Source organism: Streptomyces sp. NPDC048506, assembly GCF_040651315.1.
In the GTDB taxonomy this organism is placed as follows: domain Bacteria; phylum Actinomycetota; class Actinomycetes; order Streptomycetales; family Streptomycetaceae; genus Streptomyces.
On sequence record NZ_JBEZIX010000004.1, the window covers coordinates 204,595 to 220,329 of the forward strand.

15 protein-coding genes are annotated in these 15,735 nt (G+C 71.8%); 1 reads left to right on the top strand and 14 read right to left on the bottom strand.

The features are described 5' to 3' along the window. Positions 1–51: 51 nt before the first annotated feature. From carB to pyrR, 6 genes are all read right to left on the bottom strand, one after another. Complete coding sequence (carB, locus tag AB0C96_RS04815) at positions 52–3,360, bottom strand: carbamoyl-phosphate synthase large subunit (protein ID WP_362913683.1); 3,309 nt, start codon at positions 3,358–3,360, stop codon at positions 52–54. After that, entirely contained in the window at positions 3,353–4,495 is a 1,143-nt protein-coding gene (gene carA / locus AB0C96_RS04820; protein ID WP_362913685.1) for a glutamine-hydrolyzing carbamoyl-phosphate synthase small subunit, read from the bottom strand. Before carA ends, carB begins: the two co-directional genes overlap by 8 nt. Then, complete coding sequence (locus AB0C96_RS04825) at positions 4,492–5,136, bottom strand: hypothetical protein (protein WP_362913687.1); 645 nt, start codon at positions 5,134–5,136, stop codon at positions 4,492–4,494. The genes carA and AB0C96_RS04825 overlap by 4 nt, the downstream gene beginning before the upstream one ends. Next, entirely contained in the window at positions 5,133–6,419 is a 1,287-nt protein-coding gene (locus tag AB0C96_RS04830; RefSeq protein WP_362913689.1) for a dihydroorotase, read from the bottom strand. Before AB0C96_RS04830 ends, AB0C96_RS04825 begins: the two co-directional genes overlap by 4 nt. A 5-nt stretch (positions 6,420–6,424) precedes the next feature. Further along, complete coding sequence (locus AB0C96_RS04835; RefSeq protein ID WP_362913691.1) at positions 6,425–7,402, bottom strand: aspartate carbamoyltransferase catalytic subunit; 978 nt, start codon at positions 7,400–7,402, stop codon at positions 6,425–6,427. A gap of 93 nt (positions 7,403–7,495) precedes the next feature. Further along, positions 7,496–8,086: a bifunctional pyr operon transcriptional regulator/uracil phosphoribosyltransferase PyrR gene (pyrR, locus tag AB0C96_RS04840; protein WP_362913693.1), complete on the bottom strand. Its 591-nt coding sequence runs from the start codon at positions 8,084–8,086 to the stop codon at positions 7,496–7,498. A 219-nt stretch (positions 8,087–8,305) separates the two neighbouring features. Here pyrR and bldD point away from each other — a divergent pair, with 219 nt between their 5' ends. Then, positions 8,306–8,806 carry a transcriptional regulator BldD gene (gene bldD / locus AB0C96_RS04845; protein ID WP_030412006.1) on the top strand — a complete coding sequence of 167 codons (501 nt, stop codon included), beginning with the start codon at positions 8,306–8,308 and terminating at the stop codon, positions 8,804–8,806. A gap of 279 nt (positions 8,807–9,085) precedes the next feature. Here the strand turns inward: bldD and nusB are convergent, their stop codons facing one another. From nusB to aroC, 8 genes are all read right to left on the bottom strand, one after another. Continuing rightward, positions 9,086–9,520 carry a transcription antitermination factor NusB gene (nusB, locus tag AB0C96_RS04850; RefSeq protein WP_362913695.1) on the bottom strand — a complete coding sequence of 145 codons (435 nt, stop codon included), beginning with the start codon at positions 9,518–9,520 and terminating at the stop codon, positions 9,086–9,088. A 2-nt stretch (positions 9,521–9,522) separates the two neighbouring features. After that, entirely contained in the window at positions 9,523–10,089 is a 567-nt protein-coding gene (efp, locus tag AB0C96_RS04855; RefSeq protein ID WP_362913697.1) for an elongation factor P, read from the bottom strand. Positions 10,090–10,153: 64 nt separating this feature from the next. Next, on the bottom strand, positions 10,154–11,260 hold the full coding sequence (locus AB0C96_RS04860) for an aminopeptidase P family protein (protein ID WP_362913699.1): 1,107 nt from the start codon (positions 11,258–11,260) through the stop codon (positions 10,154–10,156). Between the two features lie 67 nt (positions 11,261–11,327). Next, a complete protein-coding gene (locus AB0C96_RS04865; RefSeq protein WP_362913701.1) occupies positions 11,328–12,212 on the bottom strand; it encodes a Pro-rich N-terminal domain-containing protein in 885 nt (294 codons plus the stop codon). 234 nt (positions 12,213–12,446) lie between these two features. Then, positions 12,447–12,887 (bottom strand): type II 3-dehydroquinate dehydratase, encoded by a 441-nt coding sequence (gene aroQ / locus AB0C96_RS04870; protein WP_362913703.1) that lies wholly within the window; start codon positions 12,885–12,887, stop codon positions 12,447–12,449. Beyond that, positions 12,884–13,975, bottom strand: a complete 1,092-nt coding sequence (gene aroB / locus AB0C96_RS04875) for a 3-dehydroquinate synthase (protein ID WP_362913705.1) — start codon at positions 13,973–13,975, stop codon at positions 12,884–12,886. Before aroB ends, aroQ begins: the two co-directional genes overlap by 4 nt. Beyond that, the gene (locus AB0C96_RS04880; protein ID WP_362913707.1) at positions 13,972–14,529 is read right to left on the bottom strand and encodes a shikimate kinase; all 558 of its coding nucleotides are present in this window, start codon (positions 14,527–14,529) and stop codon (positions 13,972–13,974) included. The genes aroB and AB0C96_RS04880 overlap by 4 nt, the downstream gene beginning before the upstream one ends. Next, a complete protein-coding gene (gene aroC, locus AB0C96_RS04885; protein WP_362913709.1) occupies positions 14,526–15,710 on the bottom strand; it encodes a chorismate synthase in 1,185 nt (394 codons plus the stop codon). The genes AB0C96_RS04880 and aroC overlap by 4 nt, the downstream gene beginning before the upstream one ends. Positions 15,711–15,735: the final 25 nt, after the last annotated feature.

The following is a 15,735-nucleotide window of genomic DNA, read 5'->3' on the forward strand; positions in this document are numbered from 1 at the left end:
GTGTCCTCATGAGGAGGGGGACACCGTTTCCGGTGTCCCCCTCGTGGGCTGCTAGTCGCGGGCCGCGGTCAGGTGCTCCGCGTGTTCCTGGAGTGACCTGACGCCCACATCGCCGCGGTTCATCGCCTCGATGCCCTGGACGGCGGCCGCCAGGGCCTGGACCGTGGTCAGGCAGGGCACGGAGCGGGCCACCGCCGCGGTACGGATGTCGTAGCCGTCCAGCCGGCCGCCGGTGCCGTAGGGGGTGTTGACGATCAGGTCGACCTGGCCGTCGTGGATCAGCTGGACGATGGTCTTCTCGCCGTTCGGGCCCTCGCCCTCGGACTGCTTGCGCACCACGGTGGCCTTGATGCCGTTGCGGCGCAGCACCTCGGCGGTGCCGGAGGTGGCGAGCAGCTCGAAGCCGTGCGCGACCAGCTCGCGGGCCGGGAAGATCATCGAGCGCTTGTCCCGGTTGGCGACGGAGACGAACGCGCGGCCCTTGGTGGGCAGCGCCCCGTAGGCGCCGGCCTGCGACTTGGCGTAGGCGGTGCCGAAGACCGAGTCGATGCCCATGACCTCGCCGGTGGAGCGCATCTCCGGGCCGAGGATGGTGTCCACCCCGCGGCCCGAGGCGTCGCGGAACCGCGACCAGGGCATCACGGCTTCCTTGACCGAGATCGGCGCGTCCAGCGGCAGGGTGCCGCCGTCACCGGTCTTGGGCAGCATGCCCTCGGCGCGCAGCTCGGCGATGGTGGCGCCCAGCGAGATCCGGGCCGCGGCCTTGGCCAGCGGCACCGCGGTGGCCTTCGAGGTGAAGGGCACCGTGCGGGAGGCGCGCGGGTTGGCCTCCAGCACGTAGAGGATGTCGCCGGCCATGGCGAACTGGATGTTGATCAGCCCGCGGACGCCGACGCCCTTGGCGATCGCCTCGGTCGAGGCCCGCAGCCGCTTGATGTCGAAGCCGCCGAGGGTGATCGGGGGCAGCGCACAGGCGGAGTCGCCGGAGTGGATGCCGGCCTCCTCGATGTGCTCCATGACGCCGCCGAGGTAGAGCTCGTGGCCGTCGTAGAGCGCATCGACGTCGATCTCTATGGCGTCGTCGAGGAACCGGTCGATCAGGACCGGGTGCTCGGAGATGAGGCCGGCGTGCCGCTCCAGGTACTCGCCCAGCGACGGCTCGTCGTAGACGATCTCCATCCCGCGGCCGCCGAGCACGTACGACGGGCGGACCATCACCGGGAAGCCGATCTCGGCGGCGATCCGCTTGGCCTCGTCGAAGGAGAAGGCGGTGCCGTACTTGGGGGCCGGCAGACCGGCCTCGGTCAGCACCCGGCCGAAGGCGCCGCGCTCCTCGGCGAGGTCGATCGCCTCGGGCGAGGTGCCCACGATCGGCACGCCGTTGTCCTTCAGTGCCTGCGCCAGGCCCAGCGGGGTCTGCCCGCCGAGCTGGACGACCACACCGGCGACCGGGCCGGCCTGGGTCTCGGCGTGCACGATCTCCAGGACGTCCTCCAGGGTGAGCGGCTCGAAGTAGAGCCGGTCGGAGGTGTCGTAGTCGGTCGAGACGGTCTCCGGGTTGCAGTTGACCATCACCGTCTCGTAGCCGGCGTCGCTGAGCGCGAACGAGGCGTGGACGCAGGAGTAGTCGAACTCGATGCCCTGGCCGATGCGGTTGGGGCCGGAGCCGAGGATGATCACGGCCGGCTTCTCGCGCGGGGCGACCTCGGTCTCCTCGTCGTAGGACGAGTAGAAGTACGGCGTCTTCGCGGCGAACTCGGCGGCGCAGGTGTCGACGGTCTTGTAGACGGGGCGGATGCCGAGGGCGTGCCGGACCTCGCGCACGACGTCCTCGCGCAGCCCGCGGATCGCTCCGATCTGGGCGTCGGAGAAGCCGTAGCGCTTTGCGTCCGCAAGGATGTCCGGGCCGAGCTGGTCGGCGTCGGCGATCTCGTCGGCGATCTCCTTGACGAGGAAGAGCTGGTCGACGAACCACGGGTCGATCTTCGTGGCGTCGAAGACCTCCTGGGGGGTGGCGCCGGCCCGGATCGCCTGCATGACGGTGTTGATCCGGCCGTCGGTGGGGACCTGGGCGAGCTCCAGGAGCTCCGCCTTCTCCCCCGGGGCGGCCACGAAGTCGAACTGGCTGCCCTTCTTCTCCAGCGAGCGCAGCGCCTTCTGGAGCGCCTCGGGGAAGTTGCGGCCGATCGCCATGGCCTCGCCGACCGACTTCATGGTCGTGGTGAGGGTGGCGTCGGCGGCCGGGAACTTCTCGAAGGCGAACCGCGGCACCTTGACGACGACGTAGTCGAGGGTCGGCTCGAAGGACGCCGGGGTCTGCTCGGTGATGTCGTTGGGGATCTCGTCGAGGGTGTAGCCGACGGCGAGCCGGGCGGCGATCTTCGCGATCGGGAATCCGGTGGCCTTGGACGCCAGGGCCGACGAGCGGGAGACCCGCGGGTTCATCTCGATGACGATGACCCGGCCGTCGTCCGGGTTGACCGCGAACTGGATGTTGCAGCCGCCGGTGTCCACGCCGACCTCGCGGATCACCGCGATGCCGATGTCCCGCAGGATCTGGTACTCGCGGTCGGTGAGCGTCATGGCCGGGGCGACGGTGATCGAGTCGCCGGTGTGCACGCCCATCGGGTCGAAGTTCTCGATGGAGCAGACGACCACGACGTTGTCGTGCTTGTCGCGCATCAGCTCCAGCTCGTACTCCTTCCAGCCGAGGATGGACTCCTCCAGGAGCACCTCGGTGGTCGGGGAGAGCGTCAGGCCCTGGCCGGCGATCCGGCGCAGCTCCTCCTCGTCGTGTGCGAAGCCGGAGCCGGCGCCGCCCATGGTGAAGGAGGGGCGGACGACGACGGGGTAGCCGCCGAGCTCGTCGACGCCCTTGAGGACGTCGTCCATGGAGTGGCAGATCACCGAGCGGGCGGACTCGCCGTGGCCGATCTTGGCGTTGACGGCCTCGACGACCTCCTTGAACTGGTCGCGGTCCTCGCCCTTGTGGATCGCCTCGACGTTGGCGCCGATCAGCTCGACGCCGTACTTGTCGAGGGTGCCGGCCTCGTGGAGGGAGATGGCGGTGTTCAGGGCGGTCTGGCCGCCGAGGGTGGGCAGGAGCGCGTCGGGGCGCTCCTTGGCGATGATCTTCTCGACGAACTCGGGGGTGATCGGCTCGACGTACGTGGCGTCGGCGATCTCCGGGTCGGTCATGATCGTCGCCGGGTTGGAGTTCACCAGGATGACGCGCAGGCCCTCGGACTTGAGGACCCGGCAGGCCTGGGTACCGGAGTAGTCGAACTCGGCGGCCTGGCCGATGACGATCGGGCCGGAGCCGATGACCAGGACGGACTGGATATCGGTGCGCTTAGGCACGCTGGCCCTCCATCAGGGAAACGAAGCGGTCGAAGAGGTACGCGGCGTCGTGCGGGCCGGCGGCCGCCTCGGGGTGGTACTGGACGCTGAAGGCCGGCTGGTCGAGCAGCTGGAGGCCCTCCACCACGTCGTCGTTGAGGCAGACGTGGGAGACCTCGGCGCGGCCGAAGGGGGTGTCGGACACCGTGTCGAGCGGGGCGTCCACGGCGAACCCGTGGTTGTGCGCGGTGATCTCGACCTTGCCGGTGGTCCGGTCCTGCACCGGCTGGTTGATGCCGCGGTGCCCGTACTTGAGCTTGTACGTACCGAAGCCCAGGGCGCGGCCCAGGATCTGGTTGCCGAAGCAGATGCCGAACAGCGGGGTCTTGCGGGAGAGCACCTCGCGCATGACGGACACCGGGTGGTCGGCGGTGGCCGGGTCGCCCGGGCCGTTGGAGAAGAACACGCCGTCCGGCTCGACCGCGTAGACGTCCTCGGCGGTCGCGGTCGCGGGCAGCACGTGCACCTCGATGCCGCGCTCGGCCATGCGGTGCGGGGTCATGCCCTTGATGCCCAGGTCGATCGCGGCGACGGTGAACCGCTTGGTGCCGATCGCCGGGACGACGTAGGGCTCCTCGGTGGCGACCTGGGTGGACAGGTCGGCGCCCTTCATCTCGGCGGTCTGGCGCACCTTGGCGAGCATGACGCCCGCGTCGGGCAGCGCCTCGCCGGAGAAGATGCCGACCCGCATCGCCCCGCGCTCGCGCAGGTGGCGGGTGAGCGCCCGGGTGTCGATGCCGCTGATGCCGACGACGCCCTGGGCCACGAGCTCCTCGTCCAGCGAGCGCACCGCGCGCCAGTTGGACGGGATGCGGGCGGGGTCGCGGACGACGTAGCCGGCGACCCAGATCCGCTGCGACTCGGGGTCCTCGTCGTTCACACCGGTGTTGCCGATGTGCGGCGCGGTCATGACGACGACCTGGCGGTGGTACGAGGGGTCGGTCAGCGTCTCCTGGTAGCCGGTCATGCCGGTGGAGAACACCGCTTCGCCGAAGGTCTCCCCCACGGCCCCGTAGGCACGGCCGCGGAAGGTGCGGCCGTCCTCCAGGACGAGTACGGCGGGGATCTTGCCGGTCCCCCTGGTGGAGGTCGTCATCGTGCGCCTTCCGTTTCGGTGTGCTCGGTGGTGGTGCTGGTGGTGGTGCTCAGTGCGGTGAGGGCCTCGACCCAGGCGGGGTGTTCGGCCGCCCGGTCGGAGCGGAAGCCGGAGTCGATCTCCTTGTCCCCGTGCCGCCAGGTGACGATCAGCAGGCCGCCCTCGGTGAGGACCTTGCCGGCGATGCCCTTGTCCAGGCGGGCGCCGCGCAGTGCGGCGGCCGGCACGAAGAAGTCCGTGGCGCCCGGTCGGACGACGTCCAGGCCCTGGTCGGTCAGGGTCAGCTCGACGCGGCTACGGGTGCCCAGGCCGCGGGCGACGATCCGGTCGAGCCACTGCCCGGCCGTGGTGGAGCCGTGGTAGCGGCCGGACATGGTCAGCGGCGGCTTGCCGCCTCCGCTCGGGGTGGTGGCGGGCGAGGGGCCGGCCGTGAGCCTCGGCGCGCCGGGGTCGTCCGGGGTGGACGGCAGCTCGGGCAGATCGCCCTGGAGCGTGCCGCGCCACTTCCAGCCCTGGCGCATCAGCCAGTAGACGAAGGCCACGAAGACCAGCAGGCCGACGACCCAGGCGATCCGGCCCGCCCAGTCGGTGACCGGCGCGGACTTCTGCGCTTCGGCCAGATGGATGAGTGGAGGTGTCACGCGAGCTTCCCGTCGACGAGTGTTGCCCGGCCCCGCAGGAAGGTGTGGGTCACCCGCCCCGGCAGCTCACGGCCCTCGTAGGGGGTGTTGCGGCTGCGCGAGGCGAAGCCCGCGGGGTCCACCTCTCCACGGTAAGCGGAATCGACCAGGGTGAGGTTGGCCGGCTCACCGGCCGAGACGGGGCGGCCGTGGCCGGTGGCCCGGCCGATCTGCGCGGGCTTGAAGGACATCCGGTCGGCGACGTCCGCCCAGGTCAGCAGGCCGGTCTCGACCATCGTCTGCTGGACGACGGACAGCGCGGTCTCCAGGCCCACCATGCCCATGGCGGCCGCGGCCCACTCGCAGTCCTTGTCCTCGTGCGGGTGCGGGGCGTGGTCGGTGGCGACGATGTCGATCGTGCCGTCGGCGAGCGCCTCGCGCAGGGCCATCACGTCGCGCTCGGTGCGCAGCGGCGGGTTGACCTTGTAGACGGGGTTGTAGGTGCGCACCATCTCGTCGGTCAGGAGGAGGTGGTGCGGGGTGACCTCGGCGGTCACGTCGATGCCGCGGGACTTGGCCCAGCGCACGATCTCGACGGAGCCCGCGGTCGACAGGTGGCAGATGTGCACCCGCGAGCCGACGTGCTCGGCGAGCAGCACGTCACGGGCGATGATCGACTCCTCGGCGACGGCCGGCCAGCCGCCCAGCCCCAGCTCGGCGGAGACCACGCCCTCGTTCATCTGGGCGCCCTCGGTCAGCCGCGGCTCCTGGGCGTGCTGGGCGACCACGCCGCCGAAGGCCTTCACGTACTCCAGGGCGCGGCGCATGATCACGGCGTCGTCGACGCATTTGCCGTCGTCGGAGAAGACGGTGACCCCGGCGGCGGACTCGTGCATGGCGCCCAGCTCGGCGAGCTTCCTGCCCTCCAGGCCGACGGTCACCGCGCCGATGGGCTGGACGTCGCAGTAGCCGGACTCCTTGCCGAGCCGGTAGACCTGCTCGACGACGCCGGCGGTGTCGGCGACCGGGAAGGTGTTGGCCATGGCGAACACGGCGGTGTAGCCGCCGCTGGCGGCGGCCCGGGTGCCGGTGAGGACGGTCTCGGAGTCCTCCCGGCCGGGCTCGCGCAGATGGGTGTGCAGGTCGACGAGCCCGGGCAGCAGGATCTTCCCGTCGGCCTCGACGATCTCGGCGCCCTCGGCGCCGAGATCGGTGCCGACGGCCGCGATGAACTCCCCGTCGATCAGGACGTCTTGGGGTTCGCCGCCGAGCACCTTCGCACCGCGGATCAGAATCTTGCTCATGGTTCCTACTTCTCCTCGGTACGGGGGTGGGTGTGGGCGGGCTCGTTGCCGCCCAGGAGCAGGTACAGGACGGCCATGCGGATGGAGACCCCGTTGGCCACCTGCTCGACGACCGTGCAGCGGTCGGAGTCGGCGACCTCGGCGGTGATCTCCATACCGCGGACCATCGGGCCGGGGTGCATCACGATGGCGTGCTCGGGCATCCGCGCCATCCGGTCGCCGTCCAGGCCGTAGCGGCGCGAGTACTCGCGCTCGGTGGGGAAGAAGGCGGCGTTCATCCGCTCGCGCTGCACCCGCAGCATCATCACGGCGTCGGACTTGGGCAGCACGGCGTCGAGGTCGTACGACACCTCGCACGGCCAGGTCTCGACGCCGACCGGCACGAGGGTGGGCGGCGCGACGAGGGTGACCTCGGCGCCGAGGGTGTGCAGCAGGTCGACGTTGGAGCGGGCGACCCGGCTGTGGAGCACGTCGCCGACCAGGGTGATGCGCTTGCCGTCGAGGTCCTGGCCGAGCCCGGCGTCCGGGCCGATCAGGCGGCGGCGCATCGTGAAGGCGTCCAGCAGGGCCTGGGTGGGGTGCTGGTGGGTGCCGTCGCCGGCGTTGATGACGGGGGCGTCGATCCAGCCGGAGGTGGCGAGCCGGTACGGGGCGCCGGAGGCGCTGTGCCGGATGACGACGGCGTCGACGCCCATCGCCTCCAGGGTCTGGGCGGTGTCCTTGAGGGACTCGCCCTTGGAGACGCTGGACCCCTTGGCGGCGAAGTTGATCACGTCCGCGGAGAGCCGCTTCTCGGCGGCCTCGAACGAGATCCGGGTCCGGGTCGAGTCCTCGAAGAAGAGGTTGCAGACGGTGCGTCCGCGCAGGGTGGGGAGCTTCTTGATCGGCCGGTCCGCGACCCGGGCCATCTCCTCGGCGGTGTCGAGGATCAGGACGGCGTCGTCACGGGTGAGGTCGGCGGCCGAGATGAGGTGGCGCTTCATCCGGTTTTCTCCGTGGGTGAAGGAGGTGTACGGGAATGTCCGTTGAGCGGGCATGCCTGCGGGCCCGGGGTCACCGGGTCCGTACGCGATGCGCTAGCGCCCGCCGGCCGGGGTGGCGTCCTTGACGCCGAGCAGTACGGCGTCCCGGCCGTCCTCCTCGGTGAGCTGGACCTTGACCGTCTCCCGCAGCGAGGTGGGGAGGTTCTTGCCCACGTAGTCGGCGCGGATCGGCAGTTCGCGGTGGCCGCGGTCGACCAGGACCGCGAGCTGGACGGCGCGCGGCCGACCGATGTCGCCCAGGGCGTCCAGCGCGGCGCGGATCGTCCGGCCGGAGAAGAGGACGTCGTCGACGAGCAGGACGAGCCGGCCCTCGATGCCGTCGGCGGGGATCTCGGTGCGGGCGAGCGCGCGGGCCGGGCCCAGGCGCAGGTCGTCGCGGTACATCGTGATGTCGAGCGAGCCGACCGGAACCGTTCGGCCGGTGATCTCTTCCAGCTTGGCGGCCAGCCGCCGGGCGAGGAAGACGCCGCGGGTGGGGATGCCCAGGAGCACCACATCGTCCGCGCCCTTGGCGCGCTCGACGATCTCGTGGGCGATGCGGGTGAGCATGCGCGCGATGTCCGGGCCTTCGAGCACCGGCCGCGCGGGGAGCTGCACTCCCGCCTCGGAGCTGTTTGCGTCCATACGAAACGGACCTCCTTCTCCGCCTCACGGGACGGACCTTAAAGGACGTCGGAATTACGCAGTCAGGTTAGCAGGACCCCCTTCAGCGCCCGCCCGCACCCCTGACGGGTGATGGTCTGACCCGTTCCGCTTGACGAAGTCAGATTACGCTGCGTAACCTCACAGTGAGTTACCAGCCCGCGGCTGAGCCGCATATCGACACAGCGTCCGGGGAGCCTTATGTCCAGCGAATACGCCAAACAGCTCGGGGCCAAGCTCCGCGCCATCCGCACCCAGCAGGGCCTCTCCCTCCACGGCGTCGAGGAGAAGTCCCAGGGCCGCTGGAAGGCCGTGGTGGTGGGTTCGTACGAGCGCGGCGACCGTGCCGTGACCGTACAGCGCCTCGCCGAGCTCGCGGACTTCTACGGCGTTCCGGTGCAGGAACTGCTGCCGGGCACGACACCGGGCGGGGCGGCCGAGCCGCCGCCGAAGCTGGTGCTCGACCTGGAGCGCCTGGCCCACGTCCCGCAGGAGAAGGCCGGCCCGCTCCAGCGCTACGCCGCCACGATCCAGAGCCAGCGCGGTGACTACAACGGCAAGGTGCTCTCGATCCGCCAGGACGACCTGCGCACCCTCGCCGTGATCTACGACCAGTCGCCCTCGGTGCTGACCGAGCAGCTCATCAGCTGGGGCGTGCTGGACGCCGACGCCCGCCGTGCGGTGTCGCACGAGGAGATCTGACCGGCCTCTCGCTCCACCTGCAGAAACGTACCGCCGCCTCGGGCCTCCGGGGCGGCGGTTTCGTCTGCCGGCGCACTCCGGCCCGCTCGGCACCGCGGACGGACGGGCGCCCACGGTCCTACGGGCGGGCGCCCACGGTCATGAGGACGCAGCGGACCGGACGGCTCCGCCCGCGCGCCACGAGGCCCCGCCACGGCCCGCCAGCGGCGCCCTGCGGGCATACGAACGGGCCCGGAGCATGTCCATGCTCCGGGCCCGTTCGCACGCTCTGCCGGGCGTCTACTGCGCTTCGCGCCGCAGACCGGGCTTCAGCTCCTTGAGCCGGCCGAGGAGGCCGTTGACGAAGGCGGGTGAGTCGTCCGTGGAGAACTCCTTGGCGAGCTGCACGGCTTCGTCGATCGCCACCGCGTCCGGCGTGTCGTCCACCCAGAGCAGCTCGTACGCGCCCAGCCGCAGGATCGAGCGGTCGGCCGCCGGCATCCGGTCCAGGTCCCAGTCGACGGCGTAGGTGGAGATCAGCTCGTCGATGCGTGCGATGTGCTCCGCATACCCCTCGACCAACGCCAGGGTGTACTCGTTGACCGGCGGCTGCCGGGGGTCGGTCCGGGCGTGTCGCATCCAGTCCGCGAGCACGGACTGCACGTCGGCACCGCGCTGATCGGCCTCGAAGAGGATCTGGAAGGCGCGCTTACGCGCCTTGGTGCGGGCAGCCACGGTTAGCTGTTCACCCGGCCGAGGTAGTCGCTGGTGCGGGTGTCGACCTTGATCTTCTCGCCCGTGGTGATGAAGAGCGGCACCTGGATCTGGTGGCCGGTCTCCAGGGTGGCGGGCTTGGTGCCACCGGTGGAGCGGTCGCCCTGCACGCCGGGCTCGGTCTCCTGGATGGTGAGCTCGACGGCGGCGGGCAGCTCGACGAAGAGCACCTCGCCCTCGTGCTGCGCGACGGTGGCCGTGAAGCCCTCGATGAGGAAGTTCGCGGCGTCCGCGACCGTCTTGCGGTCGATGTGCAGCTGGTCGTACGTCTCCATGTCCATGAAGACGAAGTAGTCGCCGTCCATGTAGGAGAACTGCATGTCGCGCTTGTCGACGGTGGCCGTCTCGACCTTCACGCCGGCGTTGAAGGTCTTGTCCACCACCTTGCCGGACAGCACGTTCTTGAGCTTGGTGCGGACGAAAGCCGGGCCCTTGCCGGGCTTGACGTGCTGGAACTCGACGACGGACCACAGCTGGCCGCCGTCGAGCTTGAGCACCATGCCGTTCTTGAGGTCGTTCGTGGATGCCACGGTTGCGGAATCTCCTGGACTGCGGGTGGTGGGACCGGGAGCACCGCCCACCGAGCGCTGCGGCTCAGAGTGCGAGGAGCTCCTTGGTCGTGATCGTGAGTAGCTCGGGCCCGCCGTCCGCCTCGGGACGGACGACGAGTGTGTCGTCGATCCGGACACCTCCGCGGCCCGGGATGTGAACCCCCGGCTCGACGGTGACCGGCACGCAAGCGTCCAGTTTACCCATGGCTGCCGGGGACAACTGCGGGTCCTCGTCGATTTCGAGGCCCACGCCGTGCCCGGTCCAGGGGCCGAGCCGCTCGCCGTACCCCGCGGCGTCGAGTACATGGCGGGTCACCCGGTCCACCTCGCGGCACTCCACGCCCGGTGCGAGCGCCTCCCGACCGGCCCGCTGGGCGGCGAAGACCAGGTCGTACAGCTCGATCTGCCAGTCCGAGGGGGTGGTGCCGATGACGAAGGTCCGACCGATCTCACAGCGGTAGCCGCGGTAATTGGCGCCCAGGCCGACGCTGAGGAAGTCGCCCTCCTCGACCCGCCGATCGGTGGGCAGGTGCCCCGAGCGGCCTGCGTTCGGGCCGGTTGCCACGGACGTGGCGAAGGCCGGGCCGTCCGCGCCGTGATCGACCAGGCGGCGCTCCAGTTCCAGCGCGAGGTGCCGCTCGGTACGGCCGACCAGGATCGACTCCAGCAGCTCGCCGAGCGCCTGGTCGGCGATCTCGGCGGCGATCCGCAGACAGGCGATCTCGTCGTCGTCCTTGACCAGCCGCTGCGCCTCGACCGCACACGCCAGGTCGGTCAGCCGCAGCCGCGGTGCGACCTGGGTGAGCGCCCGGTGCCGGGTGACGGTGAGGTGGTGCTCCTCGACGGCCAGGGTGTCCGCGCCGGCCCGCACCGCCTGGTCGGCGCCGGCCACGACCGGGTCGGCGCCCCGGGTGGGCAGCACCGAGACCCGTACGTCCTCGACCGGCCGACCCTCGGAGGGGTCGCCGCTCAGCGGGCTGCCGCAGAGCAGCACGTCCTCGTCCGGGCCCAGCAGCAGGGCGGCGCCCGGCGGCGCGCAGCCGGTCAGGTAGCGGACGTTCGCAGGGCGCGAGATCAGGGCGGCGGTGCTTCCGGCCCCGGCTGCGCGGTCGCGCAGCCGCGTGCGTCGGACCGCGTACAACTCGGACATATCGCAAGGGTACGGCGGCTCCCCCGAGGTGGCCGGTCGAGCACCGCCGCCCGGGGGACCGGCGGCTCTACCAGTTCGGCGGGCTGGCGAGGGAGCGGGCGACGACGTCGTCCAGCACCCGGACCGTGGTGGCGACGTCGTGCTGGGAGTTGTCGATGATCGGCAGTCCGGAACCGTACCAGCCGGCCATCCGGCCGTGGATCCGGGCGACCTCCTCGTCGGAGAGCCGCCGATTGCCGGTGCGCCGGGCGTTGCGCTCCAGGACGATCTCCAGGCCGGGCAGCAGCACGATCGGCAGCAGTCCCGGGCCCACGTGCCGCTTCCAGCCGCCGAGGCCGACCACCGGACGGTCCGGGAAGACGGCGTCGTCGAGGATGCAGGAGATGCCGTTGGCGAGGAAGTTGCGGGCCGCGAAGCCGCAGGTCCGGCGGGCGAGGCGGTACTGGGCCTCGGAGTGGTCGTTCCAGCCGGACTGCGGGTCGGCGAAGCCGGCGCGGACCCATTCACGGACGTCGTCGAGGCTGATGTGCGCGGTGGGCACCCGTCGGGTGTCGGCCCAGTGGCGCGCCACGCTGGTCTTGCCGGCCCCGGCCGGGCCGATCAGCAGCACCGCGACCGCCGCGTGTGCGGCGTCCGGCGCGCCCGCGGCCGGGTCGGCGGGCAGGCTGGGAAGCGGCACCGGGGCGCCGGCGGGCAGGCGGATGTGGCCGGTGAGGTCCGTGGTGCTGTGCCCCGTGGGCGGTGCCTGCTGCGGCGCGGGGCCGTGCCAGCCCGGCTGGGGGGCGGGCTGCTGCGCGGGCGGCGGCGGGGCCGCGGGGGCCGGCGGGGCGGCGGGGGCCGGCGGTGTGCCGGGTGGGGTGGGCCCTCCCGGGCCGGGCGTCCAGTGCATGGCGGCCCCGGGTCCTGATGCCTGCCCGTGGGGCGGCAGCGGAGCCCCCACTGCGTACTGCATCCGGTGGCTCTCCGTCTCGTGCGGTCGACGTGGTGCGGCGCGCGACGCCGGGCCCCTGCCCGGTGCGTCGCGCGGTAAACCGCCGGCCCCGAGGGGCCGTTGTGCCCCACGGACGTCGGCGTGGGTGGTACTGCTGCGAACGGTACCCTCCCGGACCCGGCCGGAGGGCCCGCTACCCCCGGCGCGCGCCATGTGAACGGCCGGGGGCGGGGCCGAAGTGCCCCTGGTGGTGCGTCAGTTGTCCAGTTCCTCGGCCAGCGCGCGCAGCGCGAGACGGTACGAGCCGATGCCGAACCCGGCGACCGTACCGCTGGCGACGGCCGCGATGACCGAATTGTGGCGGAACGCCTCGCGCGCGTACGGGTTCGAGATGTGCACCTCGATCAGCGGGGCGGTGCGCTGGGCGGCCGCGTCCCGCATGGCGTACGAATAGTGCGTGAAGGCACCGGGGTTGATGACGACCGGAATCGATCCGTCCGCGGCCTCGTGCAGCCAGCGGACCATCTCCCCCTCGTCGTTGGTCTCCCGCACCTCGGCGTCGAACCCCAGCTCCTTGCCGAGCCTGGTGCACTCCTCGACCAGTCCGGTGTAGGAGGTGGCGCCGTAGACGTCGGGCTCCCGGGAGCCCAGCCGGCCGAGGTTGGGACCGTTGAGGACGAGCACCCGGCGGCTCATGATGCGATCTCCGCGTGCGCGGCGAGCAGCATGGCCGGGTCCGGGCTCTCCAGGACGGTCGGCTTGGCCAGACCGTCCAGGACGATGAAGCGCAGCCGGTCGCCGCGGGACTTCTTGTCGACCTTCATGGTCTCCAGCAGCTTGGGCCACTGGTCGCCGCGGTAGGTCAGCGGCAGCCCGACGGACGCCAGGACCGCGCGGTGTCGGTCGGCGGTGGCGTCGTCCAACCGGCCGGCGATCCGGCCGAGTTCGGCGGCGAAGACCATGCCGACGGAGACCGCGGCGCCGTGCCGCCAGTTGTAGCGCTCGTTCTTCTCGATGGCGTGCGCCAGGGTGTGGCCGTAGTTGAGGATCTCGCGCAGACCGGACTCCTTGAGGTCCGCGGAGACCACCTCGGCCTTGACCCGGATCGCCCGCTCGATCAGCTCGGCGGTGTGGACCCCGTCCGGGCGCTTGGCGGCCTCCGGGTCCGACTCGATCAGGTCGAGGATCGCCGGGTCGGCGATGAAGCCGGCCTTGATGACCTCGGCCAGGCCGGAGACGTAGTCGTGCGCCGGCAGGGAGTCCAGCGCCGCCAGGTCGCAGAGCACACCGGCCGGCGGGTGGAACGCGCCGACCAGGTTCTTGCCCTCGGCCGTGTTGATGCCGGTCTTGCCGCCGACCGCGGCGTCCACCATGCCGAGCACGGTGGTCGGCACGGCGATCCAGCGGACCCCGCGCAGCCAGGTCGCGGCCACGAAGCCGGCCAGGTCGGTGGTGGCGCCGCCACCGACCCCGACGATCACGTCGCTGCGGGTGAAGCCGGACTGGCCGAGCGCCTTCCAGCAGTACGCCGCGACCTCGACGGTCTTGGACTCCTCGGCGTTCGGCAGCTGGATGGCGATCGCCTCGTAGCCCTCGGAGGCCAGGTCCTCGCGCAGCGCCTCGCCGGTGGCGGCCAGCGCCTCGGGGTGCAGTACCGCGACCCGCTTGGCACCGTTGCCGATCAGGCCCGGGAGTTCGCCGAGCAGCTGCCGCCCGACCAGCACCTCGTACGGGTCGGTGCCCGCCGTGCCGCCGACCTGGATACGGGTGACCTGCTCCGTCATGCCTGTTCCTCCCTGTGGCCGGCGCGCGGGGCGTCGCCCGCGGCCGGCCGTAGCTCCAATGCCTCCAGGATCGCCTCGACGACCTGGTCGGGGGTGCGTTCCCCGGTGGCGATCACGGCGCGTGCGACCTCGGTGTACAGCGGACGGCGCCTCTCCATCAGCTCGCGCCACTGCTTGCGCGGGTTGACGGCAAGCAGCGGGCGGGGCGCGTCGAGGCCCACCCGCTTGACCGCGTCGGCGAGTTCGACGTCCAGGAAGATCACTGGGAGTCCGGTCAGCAGCTTGCGGGTGCCCTCGTCCATGATCGCGCCGCCACCGAGCGAGAGCACGCCCGGGTGCTCGTCGAGCGCGACCCGGACGGCCTCGCGCTCCAGCGCGCGGAAGTACGGCTCGCCCTGGTCGATGAAGATCTCGGCGATCGGCCGGCCGGCCGTGGCGACGACGTCGGCGTCGGTGTCCCGGTAGCCGACGCCGAGCCGCTCGGCGAGCCGCGCGCCCACCGTGGACTTACCGGCCCCGGGCGGGCCGATCAGTACGACGGCCGGCGACGTCATGTGATGGCCAGGTTGTCGAGGTAGCCCTGGACGTTGCGACGGGTCTCGGCCACGCTGTCACCGCCGAACTTCTCCACCACGGCGTCGGCGAGCACCAGGGCCACCATCGCCTCGGCGACGATGCCGGCCGCCGGGACCGCGCAGACGTCCGAGCGCTGGTGGTGCGCCTTGGCCGCCTCGCCGGTGGTGACGTCCACCGTGGCCAGGGCGCGCGGCACGGTGGCGATGGGCTTCATCGCGGCCCGCACCCGCAGCAGCTCGCCGGTGGTCAGCCCGCCCTCGGTGCCGCCGGAGCGGCCCGAGCTGCGCCGGATGCCGTCCTTGGTGGCGACGATCTCGTCGTGCGCCTTCGAGCCGGGCACCCGCGCCAGGTCGAAGCCGTCGCCGACCTCGACGCCCTTGATCGCCTGGATGCCCATCAGCGCACCGGCCAGCCGGGCGTCCAGCCGGCGGTCCCAGTGCACGTGCGAGCCCAGCCCGACCGGCACCCCGTAGGCCAGCACCTCGACCACACCGCCCAGGGTGTCGCCGTCCTTGTGGGCCTGGTCGATCTCCGCGACCATCGCCTTCGACGCGTCCGCGTCCAGGCAGCGCACCGGGTCCGCGTCCAGCTTCGCCACGTCGGACGGCTTCGGGTACACCCCGTACGGGGCCTTGGCCGCGGCCAGCTCCACGACGTGCGAGACGATCTCGATGCCGGCGGCCTCCTTCAGGAAGGAGCGGGCCACCGCGCCCAGCGCCACCCGTGCCGCGGTCTCCCGCGCCGAGGCGCGCTCCAGGATCGGACGGGCCTCGTCGAAGCCGTACTTCTGCATCCCGGCGAGGTCGGCGTGGCCGGGGCGGGGGCGGGTCAGCGGCGCGTTGCGGGCCAGCGTGGCGAGCACCTCCGGGTCCACCGGGTCGGCCGCCATGACCTGCTCCCACTTGGGCCACTCGGTGTTGCCGACCATGACCGCCACCGGGGAGCCCAGCGAAAGGCCGTGCCGCACCCCACCGAGGAAGGTGACCTCGTCCTGCTCGAACTTCATCCGGGCACCGCGGCCATAGCCCAGCCGGCGGCGCGCCAGCGCGTCCGCCACCAGCTCCGTCGTGATCGGGACCCCGGCCGGAAGGCCCTCCAGCGTCGCCACGAGTGCGGGGCCGTGCGACTCCCCCGCCGTCAGCCAGCGCAACCTGCTCAACGGTGCTCCTCATGTACTGCTCATC

Excerpts from the sequence above, each read along its gene's own strand:
- carA (WP_362913685.1), bottom strand. The coding sequence starts at position 4,495 with ATGACGACCTCCACCAGGGGGACCGGCAAGATCCCCGCCGTACTCGTC.
- AB0C96_RS04830 (WP_362913689.1), bottom strand. The coding sequence starts at position 6,419 with ATGAGCAAGATTCTGATCCGCGGTGCGAAGGTGCTCGGCGGCGAACCC.
- AB0C96_RS04835 (WP_362913691.1), bottom strand. The coding sequence starts at position 7,402 with ATGAAGCGCCACCTCATCTCGGCCGCCGACCTCACCCGTGACGACGCC.
- pyrR (WP_362913693.1), bottom strand. The coding sequence starts at position 8,086 with ATGGACGCAAACAGCTCCGAGGCGGGAGTGCAGCTCCCCGCGCGGCCG.
- bldD (WP_030412006.1), top strand. The coding sequence starts at position 8,306 with ATGTCCAGCGAATACGCCAAACAGCTCGGGGCCAAGCTCCGCGCCATC.
- AB0C96_RS04860 (WP_362913699.1), bottom strand. The coding sequence starts at position 11,260 with ATGTCCGAGTTGTACGCGGTCCGACGCACGCGGCTGCGCGACCGCGCA.
- AB0C96_RS04865 (WP_362913701.1), bottom strand. The coding sequence starts at position 12,212 with ATGCAGTACGCAGTGGGGGCTCCGCTGCCGCCCCACGGGCAGGCATCA.
- aroQ (WP_362913703.1), bottom strand. The coding sequence starts at position 12,887 with ATGAGCCGCCGGGTGCTCGTCCTCAACGGTCCCAACCTCGGCCGGCTG.
- aroB (WP_362913705.1), bottom strand. The coding sequence starts at position 13,975 with ATGACGGAGCAGGTCACCCGTATCCAGGTCGGCGGCACGGCGGGCACC.
- AB0C96_RS04880 (WP_362913707.1), bottom strand. The coding sequence starts at position 14,529 with ATGACGTCGCCGGCCGTCGTACTGATCGGCCCGCCCGGGGCCGGTAAG.